The sequence below is a fragment of the Fontisphaera persica genome (assembly GCF_024832785.1).
In the GTDB taxonomy this organism is placed as follows: Bacteria; Verrucomicrobiota; Verrucomicrobiia; order Limisphaerales; family Fontisphaeraceae; genus Fontisphaera; species Fontisphaera persica.
In genome coordinates, this window is record NZ_CP116615.1 from 4424524 (window position 1) to 4441199 (window position 16676).

The 16676-nt window shown below is 62.5% G+C and carries 13 protein-coding genes; 7 read left to right on the forward strand and 6 right to left on the reverse strand.

Going from position 1 to position 16676, the window contains the following annotated elements; all coding sequences use genetic code 11:
• Positions 1-762 precede the first annotated feature (762 nt).
• Complete coding sequence (locus tag NXS98_RS16550; protein WP_283846165.1) at positions 763-2757, forward strand: beta-L-arabinofuranosidase domain-containing protein; 1995 nt, start codon at positions 763-765, stop codon at positions 2755-2757.
• Positions 2758-2765: 8 nt separating this feature from the next.
• Here NXS98_RS16550 and NXS98_RS16555 read toward each other — a convergent pair whose 3' ends face one another.
• A complete protein-coding gene (locus NXS98_RS16555) occupies positions 2766-3776 on the reverse strand; it encodes a hypothetical protein (protein ID WP_283846166.1) in 1011 nt (336 codons plus the stop codon).
• Between the two features lie 98 nt (positions 3777-3874).
• On the opposite strand from NXS98_RS16555, the gene NXS98_RS16560 reads away from it, so the two are divergent.
• Positions 3875-5995 (forward strand): protein-disulfide reductase DsbD family protein, encoded by a 2121-nt coding sequence (locus tag NXS98_RS16560; RefSeq protein WP_283846167.1) that lies wholly within the window; start codon positions 3875-3877, stop codon positions 5993-5995.
• A 13-nt stretch (positions 5996-6008) separates the two neighbouring features.
• On the opposite strand, the gene NXS98_RS16565 is transcribed toward NXS98_RS16560, so the two are convergent.
• Positions 6009-6224: a DNA gyrase inhibitor YacG gene (locus NXS98_RS16565; protein WP_283846168.1), complete on the reverse strand. Its 216-nt coding sequence runs from the start codon at positions 6222-6224 to the stop codon at positions 6009-6011.
• A 28-nt stretch (positions 6225-6252) separates the two neighbouring features.
• Positions 6253-8313 carry a beta-galactosidase gene (locus tag NXS98_RS16570; protein WP_283846169.1) on the reverse strand — a complete coding sequence of 687 codons (2061 nt, stop codon included), beginning with the start codon at positions 8311-8313 and terminating at the stop codon, positions 6253-6255.
• Positions 8314-8450: 137 nt separating this feature from the next.
• On the opposite strand from NXS98_RS16570, the gene NXS98_RS16575 reads away from it, so the two are divergent.
• The gene (locus NXS98_RS16575) at positions 8451-9140 is read left to right on the forward strand and encodes an urease accessory protein UreH domain-containing protein (RefSeq protein ID WP_283846170.1); all 690 of its coding nucleotides are present in this window, start codon (positions 8451-8453) and stop codon (positions 9138-9140) included.
• 49 nt (positions 9141-9189) lie between these two features.
• On the opposite strand, the gene NXS98_RS16580 is transcribed toward NXS98_RS16575, so the two are convergent.
• The 3 genes from NXS98_RS16580 to NXS98_RS16590 all read right to left on the reverse strand — a co-directional run bounded on the left by NXS98_RS16580 (position 9190) and on the right by NXS98_RS16590 (position 12631).
• Complete coding sequence (locus tag NXS98_RS16580) at positions 9190-10188, reverse strand: tetratricopeptide repeat protein (RefSeq protein WP_283846171.1); 999 nt, start codon at positions 10186-10188, stop codon at positions 9190-9192.
• Positions 10185-11036: a formyltetrahydrofolate deformylase gene (locus NXS98_RS16585; protein WP_283846172.1), complete on the reverse strand. Its 852-nt coding sequence runs from the start codon at positions 11034-11036 to the stop codon at positions 10185-10187. Before NXS98_RS16585 ends, NXS98_RS16580 begins: the two co-directional genes overlap by 4 nt.
• 71 nt (positions 11037-11107) lie before the next feature.
• The gene (locus NXS98_RS16590) at positions 11108-12631 is read right to left on the reverse strand and encodes a hypothetical protein (protein WP_283846173.1); all 1524 of its coding nucleotides are present in this window, start codon (positions 12629-12631) and stop codon (positions 11108-11110) included.
• A gap of 147 nt (positions 12632-12778) precedes the next feature.
• Between NXS98_RS16590 and NXS98_RS16595 the strand changes: the two genes are divergently transcribed.
• The 4 genes from NXS98_RS16595 (at position 12779) to NXS98_RS16610 (ending at position 16528) form a co-directional block, all read left to right on the forward strand.
• Complete coding sequence (locus NXS98_RS16595) at positions 12779-13915, forward strand: hypothetical protein (protein ID WP_283846174.1); 1137 nt, start codon at positions 12779-12781, stop codon at positions 13913-13915.
• A 213-nt stretch (positions 13916-14128) separates the two neighbouring features.
• Positions 14129-15094, forward strand: a complete 966-nt coding sequence (locus NXS98_RS16600) for a DNA-methyltransferase (RefSeq protein ID WP_283846175.1) — start codon at positions 14129-14131, stop codon at positions 15092-15094.
• Between the two features lie 12 nt (positions 15095-15106).
• Positions 15107-15712, forward strand: a complete 606-nt coding sequence (locus tag NXS98_RS16605) for an MvaI/BcnI family restriction endonuclease (RefSeq protein ID WP_283846176.1) — start codon at positions 15107-15109, stop codon at positions 15710-15712.
• Between the two features lie 312 nt (positions 15713-16024).
• Entirely contained in the window at positions 16025-16528 is a 504-nt protein-coding gene (locus NXS98_RS16610; protein ID WP_283846177.1) for a hypothetical protein, read from the forward strand.
• Positions 16529-16676: the final 148 nt, after the last annotated feature.

Genomic DNA, 16676 nt, shown 5'->3' on the forward strand with positions numbered 1-16676 from the left:
AATTTCTCATGTGCCATAACTTAGGCACCCAGCAAACCAAGGGGCCAAGGTTAGGATAATCCGCGCAGCTAAAAATCCTCCCTCTCCCCCCGGGGAGAGGGTCAGGGTGAGGGGCCTCTTCTCCCTCTTCGTTCCCTTCGTTTCCTTCTGTTAAAAATTTGTGTCCATTCGTGTCTATTCGTGTCCATTCGTGGTTAGTGTTTCCCCCTTAACACTTTCTGCCCCCTTTCCCCTCCACCCCATCGTTGTAAAAGGCCAAGGTGAGGCGGTGTAGCGCAGGCGTCCTCGCCTGCGGGTTCACGGAGCCTCCCGGCTCCGTCATTGCAGAATTGCCGTCGTCAAACAGACGCCCTTGGGATTACCAGTCCGTTCATCAATTTCTCATGTGCCATAACTTAGGCACCCAGCAGACCAAGGGGCCAAGGCTAGGAAAAAATCCTCCCTCCCCTCTCGGGGAGAGGGTCAGGGTGAGGGGCCTCTTCTCCCTCTTCGTTCCCTTCGTTTCCTTCTGTTAAAAATTCGTGTCTATTCGTGTCCATTCGTGGTTAGTGTTTCCCCCCTTTCACGCGCTCTGCCCCCTTTTCCTCGATTAAACACAAAAAAGGTGTTACCCTGATGCCCCCAGAAAATCAGAACGAATGAAACCGGCGGGCCTGACCCTTCCGCCCTCCCTCGGTAACCTTTATTCTGAATCCAATCGCCGTCCGCCGGTGACGTATTCACGGCTTGCAGCCACGCTCACTCCTCCTTAAGTTCATGCCCATGCAAGCCATTCTTGTGTCGCTGTTCAGGCGCACCTGCGCCGGCCTGGGGCTGGCGCTCTGCTGCGCCGGCTTTGCCTTCTCCCTCATGAGTGCGCCGCCCTCTACCAACGCCTTTTACCCGGCCAACCGTCCCCCGCTCCAACCCGCCAAATTTGCCGCCCTGCCGGTGGGCGCCATCCGGCCCGACGGCTGGCTGCTGCGCCAGCTCACCTTGCAGGCCAGCGGCCTGACCGGCCATCTCGACGAGTTCTGGCCCTCCCTGCGCGACTCCGCCTGGAAGGGCGGCCCCGGCGACGCCTGGGAGCGCGGGCCGTATTATCTGGACGGCCTCGTGCCCCTGGCATGGCAACTGGACGACCCCAAACTCAAGGCCATCGCCCAAAAATACCTCGATTTCATCCTTGCCAGCAGCCAGCCCAACGGCTGGTTTGGCCCCGAGAAAAACAAGGACCGCTGGCCCCTGGCCGTCGCCGCCAAAGTCCTCATGCAATACCACGAAGCCACCGGCGACCCCCGCGCCCTGCAAGTGCTCCAAAATTATCTGCGCTACCTCCGCGACAACCCGCCGGACTGGCCCGACCGCGAATGGCGCGGCGTGCGCGCCATGGAGCACGCCGTCCTGGCCCTCTGGTACTACAACCGCACCGGCGACGCCGACGCCCTGCGCGTGCTGGAATCCATCCATCGCAACAGCTTTGATTGGATGGGTTACTTCATCGAGTTTCCCTTCCGCGAGCCGCGCCATCGCCCTCCTCATCCCCTCCGCCACGACACCCACGTCGTCAACCTCGCCATGGCCATCAAGTACCCCGGCCTCTGGCTGCAATGCTCTGGTGACGCCCGCGCCCATCATGCCCTTTACGCCGCCATGCACAACCTCGACCAATTCCACGGCCAGGTCGGCGGGCGCTTCGGCGGCGACGAGCACCTCGCCGGCCGTCATCCCTACCAGGGCACTGAGCTGTGCGCCATCGTCGAGTACATGTACTCCCTGGAAAAACTCATCGAATACCTCGGCGACCCCGCCCTCGCCGACCGCCTGGAAATGCTGGCCTATAATTGCAAACCCGCCACCTGCACCCCGGATTACTGGGCCCATCAATACGACCAGCAGGCCAATCAAGTCCTCGTTTCCCGCGCCAAACGCCGCTGGACCACCAACGGCGATGACTCCAACCTCTACGGCCTCGAGCCGAACTTCGGCTGTTGCACCGCCAACATGCACCAGGGCTGGCCCAAACTCGTCGCCCACCTCTGGATGGCCACCCCCGATAATGGCCTCGCCGCCATCGCCTACGGCCCCTGCCGTGTCCACGCCCAGGTGGCTGACGGCGCCCAGACCACCCTCCACGTCGAAACCGATTACCCCTTTGACGAAACCATTAAAGTGACCGTCCACCTCGACCGCCCCGCCGCCTTCCCCCTCTACCTGCGCATCCCCACCTGGGCCACCAGCGCCACCCTCAAAGTGGGCTCCCGCACCCTCAAGGCCGCACCCGGCAGTTTTTTGCAGGTGCAACGCAACTGGAAAAATGGCGACACCCTGGCGCTTCACCTCCCCATGCCCCTGCGAATCGAACGGCGGTATAATAACAGCGCCGCCATCCTGCGCGGCCCCCTTTATTTCTCGCTCCGCATCGGGGAGCAGTTCAAAGAATTACAGCGCCATCATCCCTCCCTGCCCGTCGTGGATTGGGAAGTCCATCCTACCACCCCGTGGAATTACGCCCTGCTGGTGGACGAAAAGAATCCCCAGAAAAGTTTCAAACTGCGCCGCCTGCCGGTCGGCCCCATGCCCTTTGACAATGCCGCCGCACCCGTGGTGTTGACGGGCAAAGGCCGCCGCTTGCCGGAGTGGGGATTGGAACAAAACAGCGCCGCCGCGCCACCGCCCAGTCCGGTGAGCGCCGTTGGCCCATGGGAAACCCTCGAATTGATTCCTTACGGCTGCACCCGCCTGCGCATCACCGAATTTCCGGTGCTGGCAAAGTAGCCACGCCCTCACGGCCCGGGCCAGCGCGTGCCATCAGTAAATTGCGTCTCGCGCAACTCGATAATCGCCTTGCGCGCATCCGGCGGGATGACCAGATTTTTGAACTCCAGCTCCGCCTCGCTCTGTTTCTCCACCAGCGGCGTTTCGCCCGCCACCAGGAAAGCCTCCTTCTCGCCCAGCGGATTCGCCCCCGCATCCAGAAAGTACATCTTCACCGTCACTTTCCGCAGGGCCTTGTTCGCGTGATTTTTCGCCGTCACCTTCACCCCCTTTTCCGCCCCGCTCCCCGTGAACTCCACAAAATCCAATTGTACCGGCCGCCGCCGATTGCCGAACTCCAGCGGCACCACCGGCTCCGGCGCCGGCGGTGGCTTGGGCGGCTCCGCCTCCACCGGTGGCGCAGGGCGGGACGACGATGGCCCGGCCGGCCGGCTGCTGCTGCTCTTGCTGCTTTGCGCCCCGCTGGCCGCCGCCTTGGCGGCGATTTGCGCCAGTTGCGCCAGAAACGCCTGCACCTTTTGCGGGTCCGCCTCAAACTTCGGCGTCAGGCCCTGCTCCAAATCCAGAGTGATTGCGCGCTCTTTTTCGTTGAGCATCAAGCTCAGCGCATGGATGCGCCAATGATTGTCCTCCCGCTTCAAGCTGTACTCCGTATGCAAACGGGCCTTCCCCAGCGTCTCCACCGTCTGACACCGCGCCGTATCCCCCTCCACCTGCGGCTCCCCCACCTCCGTTTCCGTTTTCACTGACGCCATGCCGGCATTGACACTGTTGCCGGGCTTGAAGTGCTTTTGCGCGGCGCGGGTCAGCAACTTGCGGGCTTTCTCGGCGTCCTGTTGCTTGTTGGCGTCCACCCAATCCTTGACCACCTTCCGCACCGCCGCCGCCTCATCCCCTCCCGCGGCCGCCAGGGCCGGAAAACCGGCGCCGGCCCCCACCAGACAAGCAAGGGCAAACCACCACCAACTTCCGCTCCACACGCGGCGGCCATTCATCCGGCAAGGCAAGGCTGTCTTCATAAACATTCGAGGCTGTACCCCCACAATCTACGCCCCCGCCCGCAAAAGGAAAACAGAAAAGGCCTGCCCAAATCCGATTTTTATGACATTTTATCCTCATGGGACGCGTTATTTTGGGGTGCTTCCTGACCCTGGCCCTGGCCGCCGGCGCCCACGCCGCCGCGCGCACCAAGGCCGCCCTTTGGCTCGAATACGAAGCCGCCCGCCCTGGCGACACCCTCTGGGCCGGCGTGCAGCTCCGGATGCCCGGCAAACTCCACACCTACTGGCAATACGGTGGCGATGCCGGCGGCCCCACCGAAATCCAATGGCAACTCCCCCCGTTCATCAAACCCGGCCCGATTCACTGGCCGGTGCCCGAGAAACATGAAGACTCCGGCCTCTTCACTTATGTTTATTATCAGGAAGCGGTCCTCCTGGTGCCCTTGCACATCGCCTCCAATGCCCCGGCCGGCTCCGTGGAACTCCGCGCCAAAGTCTCCTGGCTGGAATGTGAACTGACCTGTCTCCCCGGCGCGGCCGAAGTTTCCGCCTCCCTCGTCATCGGCCCCGAGCCACGCCCTTCCCCCCGCGCCTCCGCGCTCACCGCGGCCCGCCAGCAACTTCCCCAGACCGGCGCCAAAGTCACCGCCCGCTGGGATGCGCCTCGCGGAGATGTCCGCTTCCTCGACCTGCAATGGGACGCTGGCCCCGGCACCGAGGCCCCCGATTTTTTTCCCTTGCCCGATGAATCCTACTCCGTGGCCGGAGCAACCACCGTCAAAGCCTTGGCGCCAGGCCGATGGCTCTTGCGCAAGGAAGTCAAACGCCAGGGCCAGCGCTGGCCAGCGCGCCTCCCAGGCCTGCTGGTGGCGCAATTCAATGGGCAAATCCGCGGCTTCTCCGTGGAATTGACGCCCGCCGGGGACGGACCCACCGCCGCCCCTTCGCCGCCCGGCCAGGCGGCGGCCCGGCCCGGACTATGGGTTTATTTGGCCCAATTGCTCGGCGCCTTTCTGGGGGGCTTCATCTTGAATTTCATGCCCTGCGTGCTGCCCGTCGTATCCCTGAAAATCCTCAGCTTTGTGAATCAAGGACATTCCCAACCCCGGGAAGTGCGGCGGCTGGGTTTAATCTATGGGGTGGGGGTTCTCACTTCCTTCCTCGTCCTGGCCCTCGTGGTCCTGGGCGCGCGCCTGGCCGGGCAGGGGGTAAGCTGGGGCATCCAACTGCAAAACCCCGTCTTTGTCATGGTGCTGGCCGTCGTCATGACCCTCGTGGGACTCAACCTCTTTGGCGTGTTTGAAATCATGCCCGCCAGCGGCCTGCTCGGCGCCGCCTCCACTCTCGCCGCCAAAGAAGGCGCCGCCGGAGCCTTTTTCAACGGCGTGCTCGCCACCTTTCTCGCCACCGCCTGCACCGCCCCCATCCTGGGCGCGGCCGTGGGCTTTGCCTTCACCCAACCCTGGCCCGGCCTCATCATTCCCTTCTTTCTGGTCATCGGCCTGGGCATGGCCCTCCCCTACGTCGTGCTCTCCTTTAACCCGTCCTGGCTCAAATGGCTGCCCAAACCAGGCGCCTGGATGGAGCGTTTCAAACAATTCATGGGCTTCCCCATGCTCGCCACCACCGTCTGGCTCCTGAGCCTGGCCGTCGAAGCCCTGGGCGCAAACCGCGCCCTCTGGCTGGGCATGGTCCTCCTCCTGGTCGCTCTCGCCGCCTGGATTTACGGCGTTTGGGTCCAAGGCCAGGGACGCAAAGCCGCCTGGCTACCCATCGCCCTCCTGGCCGCCCTGTCCCTCTTTTTCCTGGAAAACCTCGCGCGCTGGCGTCATCCCCCGGAACCCACCACCGGCGCGGAGGAAATCATCCGCTTGCATCCCAACGGCATCGAGTGGCGCCGCTGGAGCCCGGAAGCCCTCGCCGCCGCCCGGGCCCAAGGGCGGCCTGTGCTCGTGGACTTCACCGCCTCCTGGTGCCTCACCTGCAAGCTCAACGCCAAAACCAGCCTCGAAATCCCTGTAGTGCGCGAAAAACTCAAAGCCATCAACGCCGTGGCCCTCTTGGAAAACAGCTACCGCAAAAACCAGACTGTCCTTGACGAGCTGGCCCGCCACGGACGCGCCGGCGTGCCCCTGGTCCTCGTCTATCCCAAAGACCCCAACAAACCGCCCATCATCCTCCCCGAACTCCTCACCCCGCGCCTCGTGTTGGATGCCTTGGAGCAGGCCGCCCGCTGACCCCCGCCCTCCCTCACCGCGACTCCTCCTCCGGCATGCGTGGCTCCGCCGCCGGCGCTTCGCCCGTCAGGGGCTCCGGCAGCGGCTCCGAAATCCGGTGTTCTTCTCCCAGCCACTTCCCCAAATCAATCAACCGGCACCGTTGGGAGCAGAACGGCCCAAATTCACCCGCAAACCAATCCCCCACCTTTTTGCAGGTGGGACACTTCACCCGTCGTGGCACTGCCATGCGGCCATCTTACCATGCCCGGCAACTCTCAGGCAGGCGGCGTGACATGCTCGTCCAGCACCAGCACCCCATGCGGCGGAATGTCGTAATTCCCCGTAAACGTCCGCCCGCTCAAAAAATCATGCGCCGGCTTGTAAAAAGTAATGCGCACCGGCGACGCCTGATGATTCAACAGGAAAAACACCTTCTTGCCATTCCCCTCCCGCAGGCTCACCTCCACCGTGTCCGGCACCTTCAGCAGCGGATGAATCCCCGCCATGCCCCGCAGCCAGGCCATCAAGTCCAGGTAAAACGGCTGATGACTCACCGTCCCAATATACACCGCCCGCCCTTTCCCAAAATCATTCATCGTCACCGCCGGCCGCCCCGCGTAAAAATCCTTGGCATACGTCGCCACAATCTGGCAGCCCTTCGCCTCCACCACATCACACCACAACAGCGCCGGATGTAGCGCGCTGGTGGGAAAAGTGCCCCGAAACGCCAGATGGTTCTCCTCCCCCGGCGCCAGCGTGTCAAACTCCTGCACCTCCAGCCCAAAAACATCTCCCATCAAGTACGGCAGACCGCTGTCCGGCACCATGCTGTTTTCATCCAGCAAACCCGTGTTGCACGTCGCCACCAGCGTCCCGCCCTGCTCCACATAATGGCGCAGCATCGCCGCCTCCGCCTCGCTGTAGAGCCGCAGCGAAGGCGCAATAATCAGCCGGTACCGCGTCAAATCCTCGTCCGTCCGCACAAAGTTCACCGGCATGTTCCGGTCATGCAGCGCCGTGTAAAACAGCAGCATGTGGTCATGCTGCCGGAAATGCCGGTTGGGTTGAAACGGCAGTTTCTGCGCCCATTCATTGGGATGACTGTACAGCAGCCCCACCTCCGCCTTCACCTCCGTCCCCTGCAACAGCGGACGCAAACGCTGGACCTCCTCCCCAATCTGGCATATCTCCCGGTACACCCGGTTTTCCCCCCGCCCGTCATGCGTCAGCACGCCCCCATAAAACTGCTCCGTCCCAAACCGCGGCTGCCGCCAGTAAAAATAAAATACCGCATCCGCCCCCCGCGAAATGAACTGATACGTGAACAACCGCGTCACCCCGGGCCGCAACAACGGATTCACCTCCTGCCAGTTCACCTGTCCCGCCTTTTGCTCAATCACCCAGAACCCCGTCCCCTCGCCCGGCAGCCGCCGGTGCTGCTTCTTCAGCGACCGCGCCATGTCAATCTCACACGCATTCGTCGCCGCCCGCGCCTTCACCGTCGCATAACTGTCCATCGCCACAAAATCCAGCACCTCCGCCACGTCAAACTGGTCATAATGCCGCCCAAATATCCGCATGTTCGTGGTCACCGGCGCGTGTGGCGTCAATTCCCGCAGCAGCTCCGCCTGCATCCGCAGATACGCCACAATCGTGTCGCTCGAAAACCGCATCCAATCCAGCATCAACCCCGGATGATGCGCCGTCGGCGCCCGCATCGGCATGGGCACCTGCTCAAACGCCGTCACCGTCTGCCCCCAAAACCGCAGTCCCAGACACTCGTTCAACCGCTCCACCGTCTCGTACTTCGCCCGCAGCCAGTCGTGCCAGTCCTTCCGCGTCTCCGGGTTGTAGCAGAACTCCGTCGCATGGCCCCCAATCCCATTGTCAATCTGCCACGCCAGCAATTGCGGATGATCCCCCAGCGCCCGCGCCATCGCCGTCACTATCTTCCGGCTGTACTCCCAGAACACATCGCAATTCAAACAGCACGCATGCCGCGTCCCCTCGTGCAACACCAGCCCCTTCTCGTCTATCGGCAGAATCTCCGGATGCTTCTGGCTCAACCACAACGGCGGCGCTGCCGTCGGCGTCGCCAGCACCACCTTGATTCCGTACCGCTGCATCAAATCCATCACCCGCCGCAGCCACGCAAAATCATACCGCCCCTCCTCCGGCTCGCATAAGCCCCACGTAAACTCCCCCATCCGCACCGCATTGATGCCCGCCGCCGCCATTAATTCCGCATCCCGCTCCCACCGGCTTTCCGGGGCCTCGGCAGTGCCAGCATAGGGATAGACCCAATGCTCCGGATGATAATCGGCGCCAAAATACATAAGGCTTTGGGTGACTACTACAACTTACCCCACCGCCTCCCGCCTGACAACCTTATCCTTCACCCCCCGCCGCCCTCCGGCGGCCCGATTTTCATTTGCCGTCCCGCCGCCCTCGTATTACGATTATTAATCATCTTATGATTGCATTTGTGAGCGGCTGGCTGGCGGGCACCCTCCATGTATGGTCCGGTCCGGACCACCTGGCGGCCATCGCCCCGCTGGCCACACGTTACCCCCACCGCGCCTGGCTCCCCGGCGCGCGCTGGGGCATTGGCCACTCCGCCGGCGTGGCCGTGGTCGGCGTGCTCGCCTTGCTGGCGCGTGAATGGCTCCCTGTGGACGCCATTTCCCACTGGGGCGAGCGCCTCGTCGGCGTCTTGCTCATGGGCATCGGCCTCTGGAGTGTCCACAAGGCCCGCCGCCTTCAGGTCCATGCGCATCCTCATGCCCACGGAGAAAACCAGCCGGCCCATGAACACCTCCATGTGCATGAAAAAGGCCGCCCCCCCGCCTCCGGCCATGCGCATGTCCACGCCGCCATGGGCATCGGCATTTTACACGGCCTCGCCGGCAGCTCCCACCTCCTGGGCATCCTCCCCATGCTCGGCATGCGTACCCAATGGGAGAGCGCCCTCTACCTGGCCGCCTTCGCGGGCGGCACCATCCTGAGCATGGCCGTCTTTTCCCTCCTCATGGGCTGGCTCGCCCGCCGTTTCCAAATCTCCAGTGAAAAGGCCTATCGCGGCCTGATGACCTTGTGCGGCCTCGCCGCTTTCGGGGTGGGCCTCGCCTGGTTGTTTCTCGCCCAGGGCGAACACAGCCACTGACCCCGCCCCCCATCCCCTCCGCCGGCATCCCGCCGCGGCAGCCCTTCTTCTATTTCGGCGCTGGCGCCGCCGGCGCCTCAGGCGCCTTCTCCCGCGCCGCCAGCCGCGCCTCCAATTCCACCTTCAAGCCGGCCAGCGACGGCTCCTTGATTTGCTCCAGCGTCCGCCGCGCCTCCGCCCAGCGCTCGGCGCTGATGAGAATCCGCGCCCGATGCACCAGCACCCCCTGCCGCTCCACCTCCGTCCCCGCCAGTTTCCCCGCCGCCTCCCACGCCGCCAGCGCCTCGTCCGTCAACTGCTGCGCCGCCTGCCAGTCCTTGCGGCGGTCCCCCGTCAACGGCACCTTTAGCAGGTAATACGTCTGGGCCAGCTCCGTCGCCAGGGCAAAATTCGTCGGCGCCAGCCCGCACGCCCGCCGCAAATGCTCCTGCGCCTTGCGGATTACCTCCTCCCTCCCCACCCCGTACCACGCCGCCGCCTCCTCCTCATGCACCAGCAAACAGCGCGCCATCTGCTGCGCGTACAACGGCTCCTTTGGCGCCAGCTCCATGGCCCGCGCATAATGCGTGAAAGCATTCGTCGCCGGGCCCTCCTCGGCATAGTAATTCCCCAGGTTGTTCCACGCCGCCGCGTTGGTCGGCGCCAGCCGCCGCGCCTCCTCCCACTGCGCCACTGCCTCCTTGTCCCGCCCGCACTCCCGCAAAAAACTCCCCCACAACAGCCGCGCCCGCGCGTTTTCCGGATGCCGCTGGACGAATTTTTCGTACGCGGCCTGCACCATCTCCCGCCGTTGCTTGATTTTCAAATTCAACGCCGCCCGCGAGGCCACGTCCACCCGGTTGGTCTCCCCCTCGCTCAGCCATTGCTCGATTTCCTCGTGCACCAGGTCATCCAGTTGCACAATCGCCTCCAGCTCCTCCTCCGCCGTCCGGGCCGGCGCCGCCGCTTCCGGCGCGGGCAGCGTGGCGCCCGCCAACAACACCACCGCGGCCAGCAGGCACACCCCCGCCCATAGCCCGCTTATCCACCCGCGATTCAGGCCGCTCATACCTGCTTGACGATGCCCCAATAGACATCGAGTTTCTTGGCCAGAAACAGCTTCACCGCCCGCAGCAGCACCCGCGCCTCCAACTGCTGCCCCCGCCGCACAATCTCCGGCAATTCCATGTTGGGTTTCACGTGAAAACAATCCTGCGCAATGATGGGCCCCTCGTCCAGGTGCATCGTCACAAAATGCGCCGTCACCCCCACAATCTTCACCCCGCTCTCATACGCCTGCCGGTACGCCTGCGCCCCCGGAAAACTTGGCAGCAGCGACGGATGAATGTTGATGATTTTGTTTTTGTACCGCCACACAAAGTTCGGCGACAAAATCTTCATGAACCGTGCCAGCACCACAAAATCCACCTCCGCCGCCTCCAATTTCTCCAGCGCCTGCCGCTCCGCCGCATCGCGCTCCACCCACGGAATATGCTCAAACGGCACCTTGTGCCGCGCTGCCAGCGGCGCCAAATCCGGCCGGTTCCCAATCATGATTACCGGCTCCGCCTTCAGCCGCCCCGCCCGCACCTCCTGCAGCAGCGTCTCGGCGCAATGCGGCTCCTTGGTCACCATCAGCGCAAACCGCTGCCGCCGCCGCGGGTCCGTGAACCTCACCTTGATTTCCATTTGCAGCGCCCGGGCCAGCTCCGCCAGCCCCGCCTCCACCGCCTCCCGCCGCAACGTGCCCCGCTTCCACGACGCCTGCAAATTCATGCTGAACTGGCCCCGCGTCACCTGCTCTTCCAGCGCCTCGATGTTGGCGTGTTGTTCAAACAGAAAATGGGTCACCCGGGCAATGACCCCGGTCTTGTCCTTCCCAATGACCGTAATGGTGGCAAACTCTCGTGTGCGCATTTCGGCGGGAAACTAACCAACCCCCCTCGCGCCGTCCATCCTTTTATAAACCCTCTCCCCCCCGCGCCCCCTCATTCATATTGCAGGCCAATGACCGCCCGCGCGTTGATTTTCACCTGGCCCAGCACCGCGCTCCGCCCCTCCACCACCTCGTCATCCCAACGCTCGATGCGCAGCGTCACCCGCCCCGTGTCCCCCAGCAACAGCCGCGGCTGCCGTCCCGTTGCCCCGCCCGCCGGCTCCGGCGCCGCCAGACTGATCCGCTGAACCCGATCCAGCGGGATTTCGATTTTGGAAAAAGCCGTCTGAAACTCCACCTTCCCTTCCCGTATGGCCGCCAATCGGCCGCTGATTTTGTCCCGATTATTCAGCAGCATCATATCCTCCTTCAGCGCCACCGGCCCCGTCGCCGGCTCATCCACCACTCCATTCCACCGGCTGATGGTCAGATTGCTGATTTTGAGTGAGCTCGCCGCCTGCTGCTGAATCACCAGCCCCGTCCCCAGCCCCTCCACCTGCCCCGCAATGGAAAACTTGCGGATTAACATGTCGTCCAGGTACACCGCCAGCGTTTGCTGCTCCAAATCCGTGCACAACGTCAGCTTGGTCCGCGTCGGCGCTCCCGTCCCAAATTTCTGATGATCCACATTCCCGATTTGCCGCATGCCTCCCGTCGCCAAACTGCGCCGAAAATAAATCATCCGTCCCGAAAACGTGAACGACAGCGCATTCATGCCGGTGAACTTGTCCGTCGCATCCGCATACAAATGCAACGTGAACGCCGGCGTCCCGGGCGCCTCCAATTCCATCGTTACCATCGAGGCGGGCGGCAGCTTGAAGTCCCGCCCCACCGCCCCCGGCCGCACCGCCTCCAGCGCCTCGCCGTTGAACACCCACGCCGCTGGCGGCTCTTCCTCACCCCCCCGCTCCTCCCGCGCCACCACCACCTCCCCATCAATCACCACCACCTGGTTGCGAATCAGCCCGGCCGGCCCCACTCGCATCGGCCCGCTTTGCTGCCATCCCTCCAGCCCCGTGGGGCCGTGATAAAGCACATCCCCGTGCGCGAAAAAAAACACCAGATTCGATATGGCCCCCCGCGGCGCCTCCACCCTCCCCGCATACCACGACTCAAACACTCCCTTCTCCCCGTCCAGCGACACAATGTTCACCGAAAGCCGATCCCCGTTCTGCAGCCACAACCGCGCATTCATCGTCTGCGGCGCCCGTTGCGGCGTCCGCTGCAGCCGAAATTTCCGAACTTTTTCCGCAATGATTCGCAGCTCTCCCTCCACCCCTTCATGTTGCCACCGAATCATCCCCGGCTCCGCCCACCCCATAAACTTCCCCCGTAGCGTATCCCCCGACACAAACTCCAGCATGTCCAGCGGCGTTTGACTTTTCGCCGGCGCGATATTGGTGGCCGCAGCTGCCGCCGCCTTGGCCTCCACCGCCGCCGCCACCTTGTCCCCCCGGATAATTATCGCCGGCTGCAAGATGGGCTGCTCCTGCCCCCACACCGTCCACAAACCGGAGACCAGCAGCGCGGCTCCCATCCACCAGACCGTGAAATGATTTGACAATGATTGACTCATGATGTGCCGGCGATTCTTTCTTAATAATACCTTGATTTGAGGCCGGCGCCAGCGATTTGTCGCGCCCCACCCCAACTGCCCCGCAGCCCGCCCCCACCCCCGGCATTAAGTTTGCCAAGTTTTCCCCACCGCCTTACACTGCACCCCATGAAAACCACCCTGCGCACCGTCCTCGGCCAGCCCTCCTGGCGCATGGCTTCCAGCCATGTCGAACTCTTCGTCACCCAAACCGGCGGGCACCTCGGGCCGGTCACCTTTGACCTCGGCGGACGCAAAGTGCAACCCTACCACGTCGCCCCGTGGGCCCAGGAAAAAGGCTGGGCCAATCTGCCCCCCATCCTCCGCGTCCTGCGCGGCGATTTCTTCTGCCTCCCCTTCGGCGCCAACTCCACCCCCTGGCGCGGCGAACAGCACCCCGTCCACGGGGAAACCGCCAACGCCCGCTGGAAATGCCTCGCCCTCGTCAACGACGCCGGCACCCATTGCCTCCACCTCCAGTTGCGCACCCAAACCCGTCCCGGCCTCGTGGACAAAGTCCTTTTCCTTCGCGAAGACCACACCGCCATTTACTGCCGCCATGTCCTCTCCGGCTTCTCCGGCCCCATGAACTTCGGCCATCACGCCATGCTCCGCTTTCCCGACACCGAAGGCGCCGGCTTGATTTCCACCAGCCGCTTCGTTTGGGGTCAGGTCTTTCCCCAACCCTTTGAAGACCCCGCCCAGGGCGGCTACCAATCCCTCAAACCCGCCGCCCGCTTCGACTCCCTCGCCCGCGTCCCGCGCCTCGACGGCACCCTCGCCGACCTGACCGCCTACCCGGCCCGCCCTGGCTTTGAAGACCTTGTCCTCATGGTCAGCGACCCCAAACTTCCCTTCGCCTGGACGGCCGTCACCTTTCCCCAACAAGGCTACGTCTGGTTTGCCCTCAAAGACCCCCGCGTTCTCCGCCAAACCATCTTCTGGCTCAGCAACGGCGGACGCCACTACCCCCCCTGGAATGGCCGCCACCGCCACGTCATGGGCCTTGAAGACGTCACCTCCTATTTCCACCTCGGCCTCGCCCAATCCGCCTCCCCCAACCCCCTCAGCCGCGCCGGCCATCCCACCGTCGAAAACCTCACCCCGGAAATGCCCCTCATCATCCCCTACATCATGGGCGTCGCTCCCATCCCCAAAGGCTTCGACCGCGTCAAAAACATCGAGCGCGTCCGCGGCGGCATCCGCCTCACCGCCGCCAATGGCAAAACCGCCCGCGCCCCCGTCGCCATGGAATTCCTCGATTGATTTGATGCGCTCTTAAACCGGCTGCCACGCTCGGTCACCCCACAGCAACCCGCCACCCGCCGGCCATGCCCGGCCCGCCGCCTCACCGTCGCCCCGCAGACCCGCCTCCCTCTCCACCCTCCCATAATTTTCCTTGCTCCCACCTCCGATCATGATCAATTGATCTCGTCCGTGACAAAAACAAGAGCACGGACGAAAGAACGCCCCAGGCAGATGCCCCCGGCCGACCCCGCGCCCTCCGCCGACCTAGGCCAACCGTGCGCCACGACTCCTTGGATTCTTCAAGAGGACGGCACCATCTACACCGTCGAACCCCAACTCCCCTCCCCACCTCAGCCGCCGGCTCCACACTCCTCCTCATCGGCCATCCCCTCCCCGCCGCGCCTGGTCCTGCGCGACGACACCCGCGGCCTCTGGATTTACCACGGTAACTGCCTCGAATTGCTCGACGCCATTGCCGCCAAATACCCCGAGGGCCGCTTCGATTGCATCTTCGCCGATCCCCCTTACTTCCTCTCCAACGGCGGCATCACCTGCCACGCTGGACGCATGGTCAAGGTGGACAAAGGCGATTGGGACAAATCCCGCGGCCCCGAACTTAACCACGAATTCAACCTCGAATGGCTCCGCCGCTGCCAGCGCGTCCTCAAACCCAACGGCACCCTCTGGGTCACCGGCACCCTCCACGTCATCTTCTCCATCGGCTTCGCCATGCAACAGCTTGGCTTCAAACTCCTCAATGACATCACCTGGGAAAAACCCAACCCTCCGCCCAACCTCTCCTGCCGTTACTTTACCCACTCCACCGAAACCGTCCTCTGGGCCGCCAAAAACGAATGCAGCAAACATACCTTCAACTATGCCCTCATGCGCCAGCTCAACGGCGGCAAACAGATGAAAACCGTCTGGACCATGCCGGCCCCCGGCCGCGACGAAAAAACCTTTGGCAAACACCCCACCCAGAAACCCCTCGCCCTCGTCGAACGGTGCCTCCTCGCCTCCACCCAGCCCGGCGACCTTGTCCTGGACCCCTTCCTCGGCAGCGGCACCACCGCCGTGGCGGCGATGAAAAACGAAAGAAAATGTGTGGGTATCGAGTTAGAACCACACCATTTGAGTATTTGCATTGACAGAATTACGCGGGTAAGTGCCGCCACAAAGGATTTATTTGGAATTTAATTTATATCCCCTATGGATCGAAAACAGGCGGTTGAAAAATTGCGAGAATTAGTAGGAAAGGATCTCCGTCCTCTAGCTGATTGCTATGAGGTAACTGTATGGCGAGGTAATAAGAAAAACAAAGGCTGGGCAGGCCATGTTTTAGAAAGATATTTAGGTATTCCCATTAATTCTTCCCAATCTCCAAATTTTGGCTCATGGGAGCTTAAAGTGGTTCCATTAAAAAAAGCCCGCAATGACAGGCTTATTCTCAAGGAGACTATGGCTATAACAATGATAGATCCATACAATGTAGTGAATGCTTGCTTTGAGTGTAGTCATTTGCTTCAGAAGTTACAGAAACTCGTGGTCTGTGCGCGAATATTCGAATCGCAACAGGAAACAAAAAGCATTCTTCACTGTGTTGCTACCTTCGATCTGAATAATGAAAAGCTTTATAATCAGGTAAAGGCTGATTATGAACTTGTTAGAAATACTATACGACAGCTCGGCTTTGATGAACTCACAGGAAAGATGGGAGTTTATATACAGCCAAGAACAAAAGGAGCAGGTCACGGTAGTACAACGCGGGCGTTTTATGCTCGAAAACAGTTTGTTGCTCAAATATTAGGAATCTAACCATTGCATTAATTTTACAACAACCGCCACATCAAAGACCAAATCCGCCGGTAGTTGCAGGTGTTGCTCGACCTCGGGTTTCTGCAGCATCAAGACCGCTCCTCTCGGAGCCATGAACGCCCCACTTTTCCCCTAGAAAGGTTCATTTCTCTCCTGCTCCATGTTTTTGGGTGAGCCTTTTCGGCGGATTGGTGTGACCCCTGCAATGGTCCGTCCGCTCCGTCCAATTTGTCCACTGCGTCTCAACCTCCATCACTTTTCCGCTCCCGGAGCACTCCTTGTTCCCGCCTGCCTCGCCATGCTCGCCCGCGTATGGCTAAACCACGCCAGCCCGAAAATGACCACCCGCAACCCGCGGCCACCGACGCCCTCGCGTCCCTCGCCGCCCTTTCCGCCTCCGCCGCCGACCTCGCCCAGCAGCTCCTCGCCGACCCCAACCTCGACCCCCACACCCTCGCCAACGCCCTCGAACGCCTCATCCTCGCCCAATCCCTCCAGACCCTCGCCAACCCCCACGCCTCCCCTCAAGACCGCGCCGCCGCCCAACACGCCTTCCACCAATGGCGCCAGGCTGACCTCGCCCGCCAGCGCCTCGAGCTCGAACGCCAGAAAATCGAACTTTCCCGCCAACGCCTGGAAGCCCAGAAACCGCCCGAAGACCCGCCCCCCGAACCCTACGACGAAGAGGAAACCGCCAAAATCTTGATGGACCAGCTTGACCAAATCCTCGGCCTCAAACCTCGGTCCCCCAAACCGCCACCCGCTCCTTTGCCCTCCCCGACTCCAGAGCCTCCCCTCACCCCGCCACCCCCCTAATACTCTTCACTGGCAACGTCCCCTCTCCCTCAAAGAGAGGCCCCATGTAGCGCAGGCGTCCTCGCCTGCGAGTAAGGCCTGCGTCCCGCAGGCCAAAGGGCCAAGGTGGGGAAGAGTTCTCCCCCTTCGTTCTTTCCGATTTCATCTC

What these genes read in the sequence shown, in the direction of transcription:
- NXS98_RS16550 (WP_283846165.1), top strand. Translation starts at nt 763, where the DNA reads ATGCAAGCCATTCTTGTGTCGCTGTTCAGGCGCACCTGCGCCGGCCTG.
- NXS98_RS16555 (WP_283846166.1), bottom strand. Translation starts at nt 3,776, where the DNA reads ATGAAGACAGCCTTGCCTTGCCGGATGAATGGCCGCCGCGTGTGGAGC.
- NXS98_RS16560 (WP_283846167.1), top strand. Translation starts at nt 3,875, where the DNA reads ATGGGACGCGTTATTTTGGGGTGCTTCCTGACCCTGGCCCTGGCCGCC.
- NXS98_RS16565 (WP_283846168.1), bottom strand. Translation starts at nt 6,224, where the DNA reads ATGGCAGTGCCACGACGGGTGAAGTGTCCCACCTGCAAAAAGGTGGGG.
- NXS98_RS16570 (WP_283846169.1), bottom strand. Translation starts at nt 8,313, where the DNA reads ATGTATTTTGGCGCCGATTATCATCCGGAGCATTGGGTCTATCCCTAT.
- NXS98_RS16575 (WP_283846170.1), top strand. Translation starts at nt 8,451, where the DNA reads ATGATTGCATTTGTGAGCGGCTGGCTGGCGGGCACCCTCCATGTATGG.
- NXS98_RS16580 (WP_283846171.1), bottom strand. Translation starts at nt 10,188, where the DNA reads ATGAGCGGCCTGAATCGCGGGTGGATAAGCGGGCTATGGGCGGGGGTG.
- NXS98_RS16585 (WP_283846172.1), bottom strand. Translation starts at nt 11,036, where the DNA reads ATGCGCACACGAGAGTTTGCCACCATTACGGTCATTGGGAAGGACAAG.
- NXS98_RS16590 (WP_283846173.1), bottom strand. Translation starts at nt 12,631, where the DNA reads ATGAGTCAATCATTGTCAAATCATTTCACGGTCTGGTGGATGGGAGCC.
- NXS98_RS16595 (WP_283846174.1), top strand. Translation starts at nt 12,779, where the DNA reads ATGAAAACCACCCTGCGCACCGTCCTCGGCCAGCCCTCCTGGCGCATG.
- NXS98_RS16600 (WP_283846175.1), top strand. Translation starts at nt 14,129, where the DNA reads ATGCCCCCGGCCGACCCCGCGCCCTCCGCCGACCTAGGCCAACCGTGC.
- NXS98_RS16605 (WP_283846176.1), top strand. Translation starts at nt 15,107, where the DNA reads ATGGATCGAAAACAGGCGGTTGAAAAATTGCGAGAATTAGTAGGAAAG.
- NXS98_RS16610 (WP_283846177.1), top strand. Translation starts at nt 16,025, where the DNA reads ATGGCTAAACCACGCCAGCCCGAAAATGACCACCCGCAACCCGCGGCC.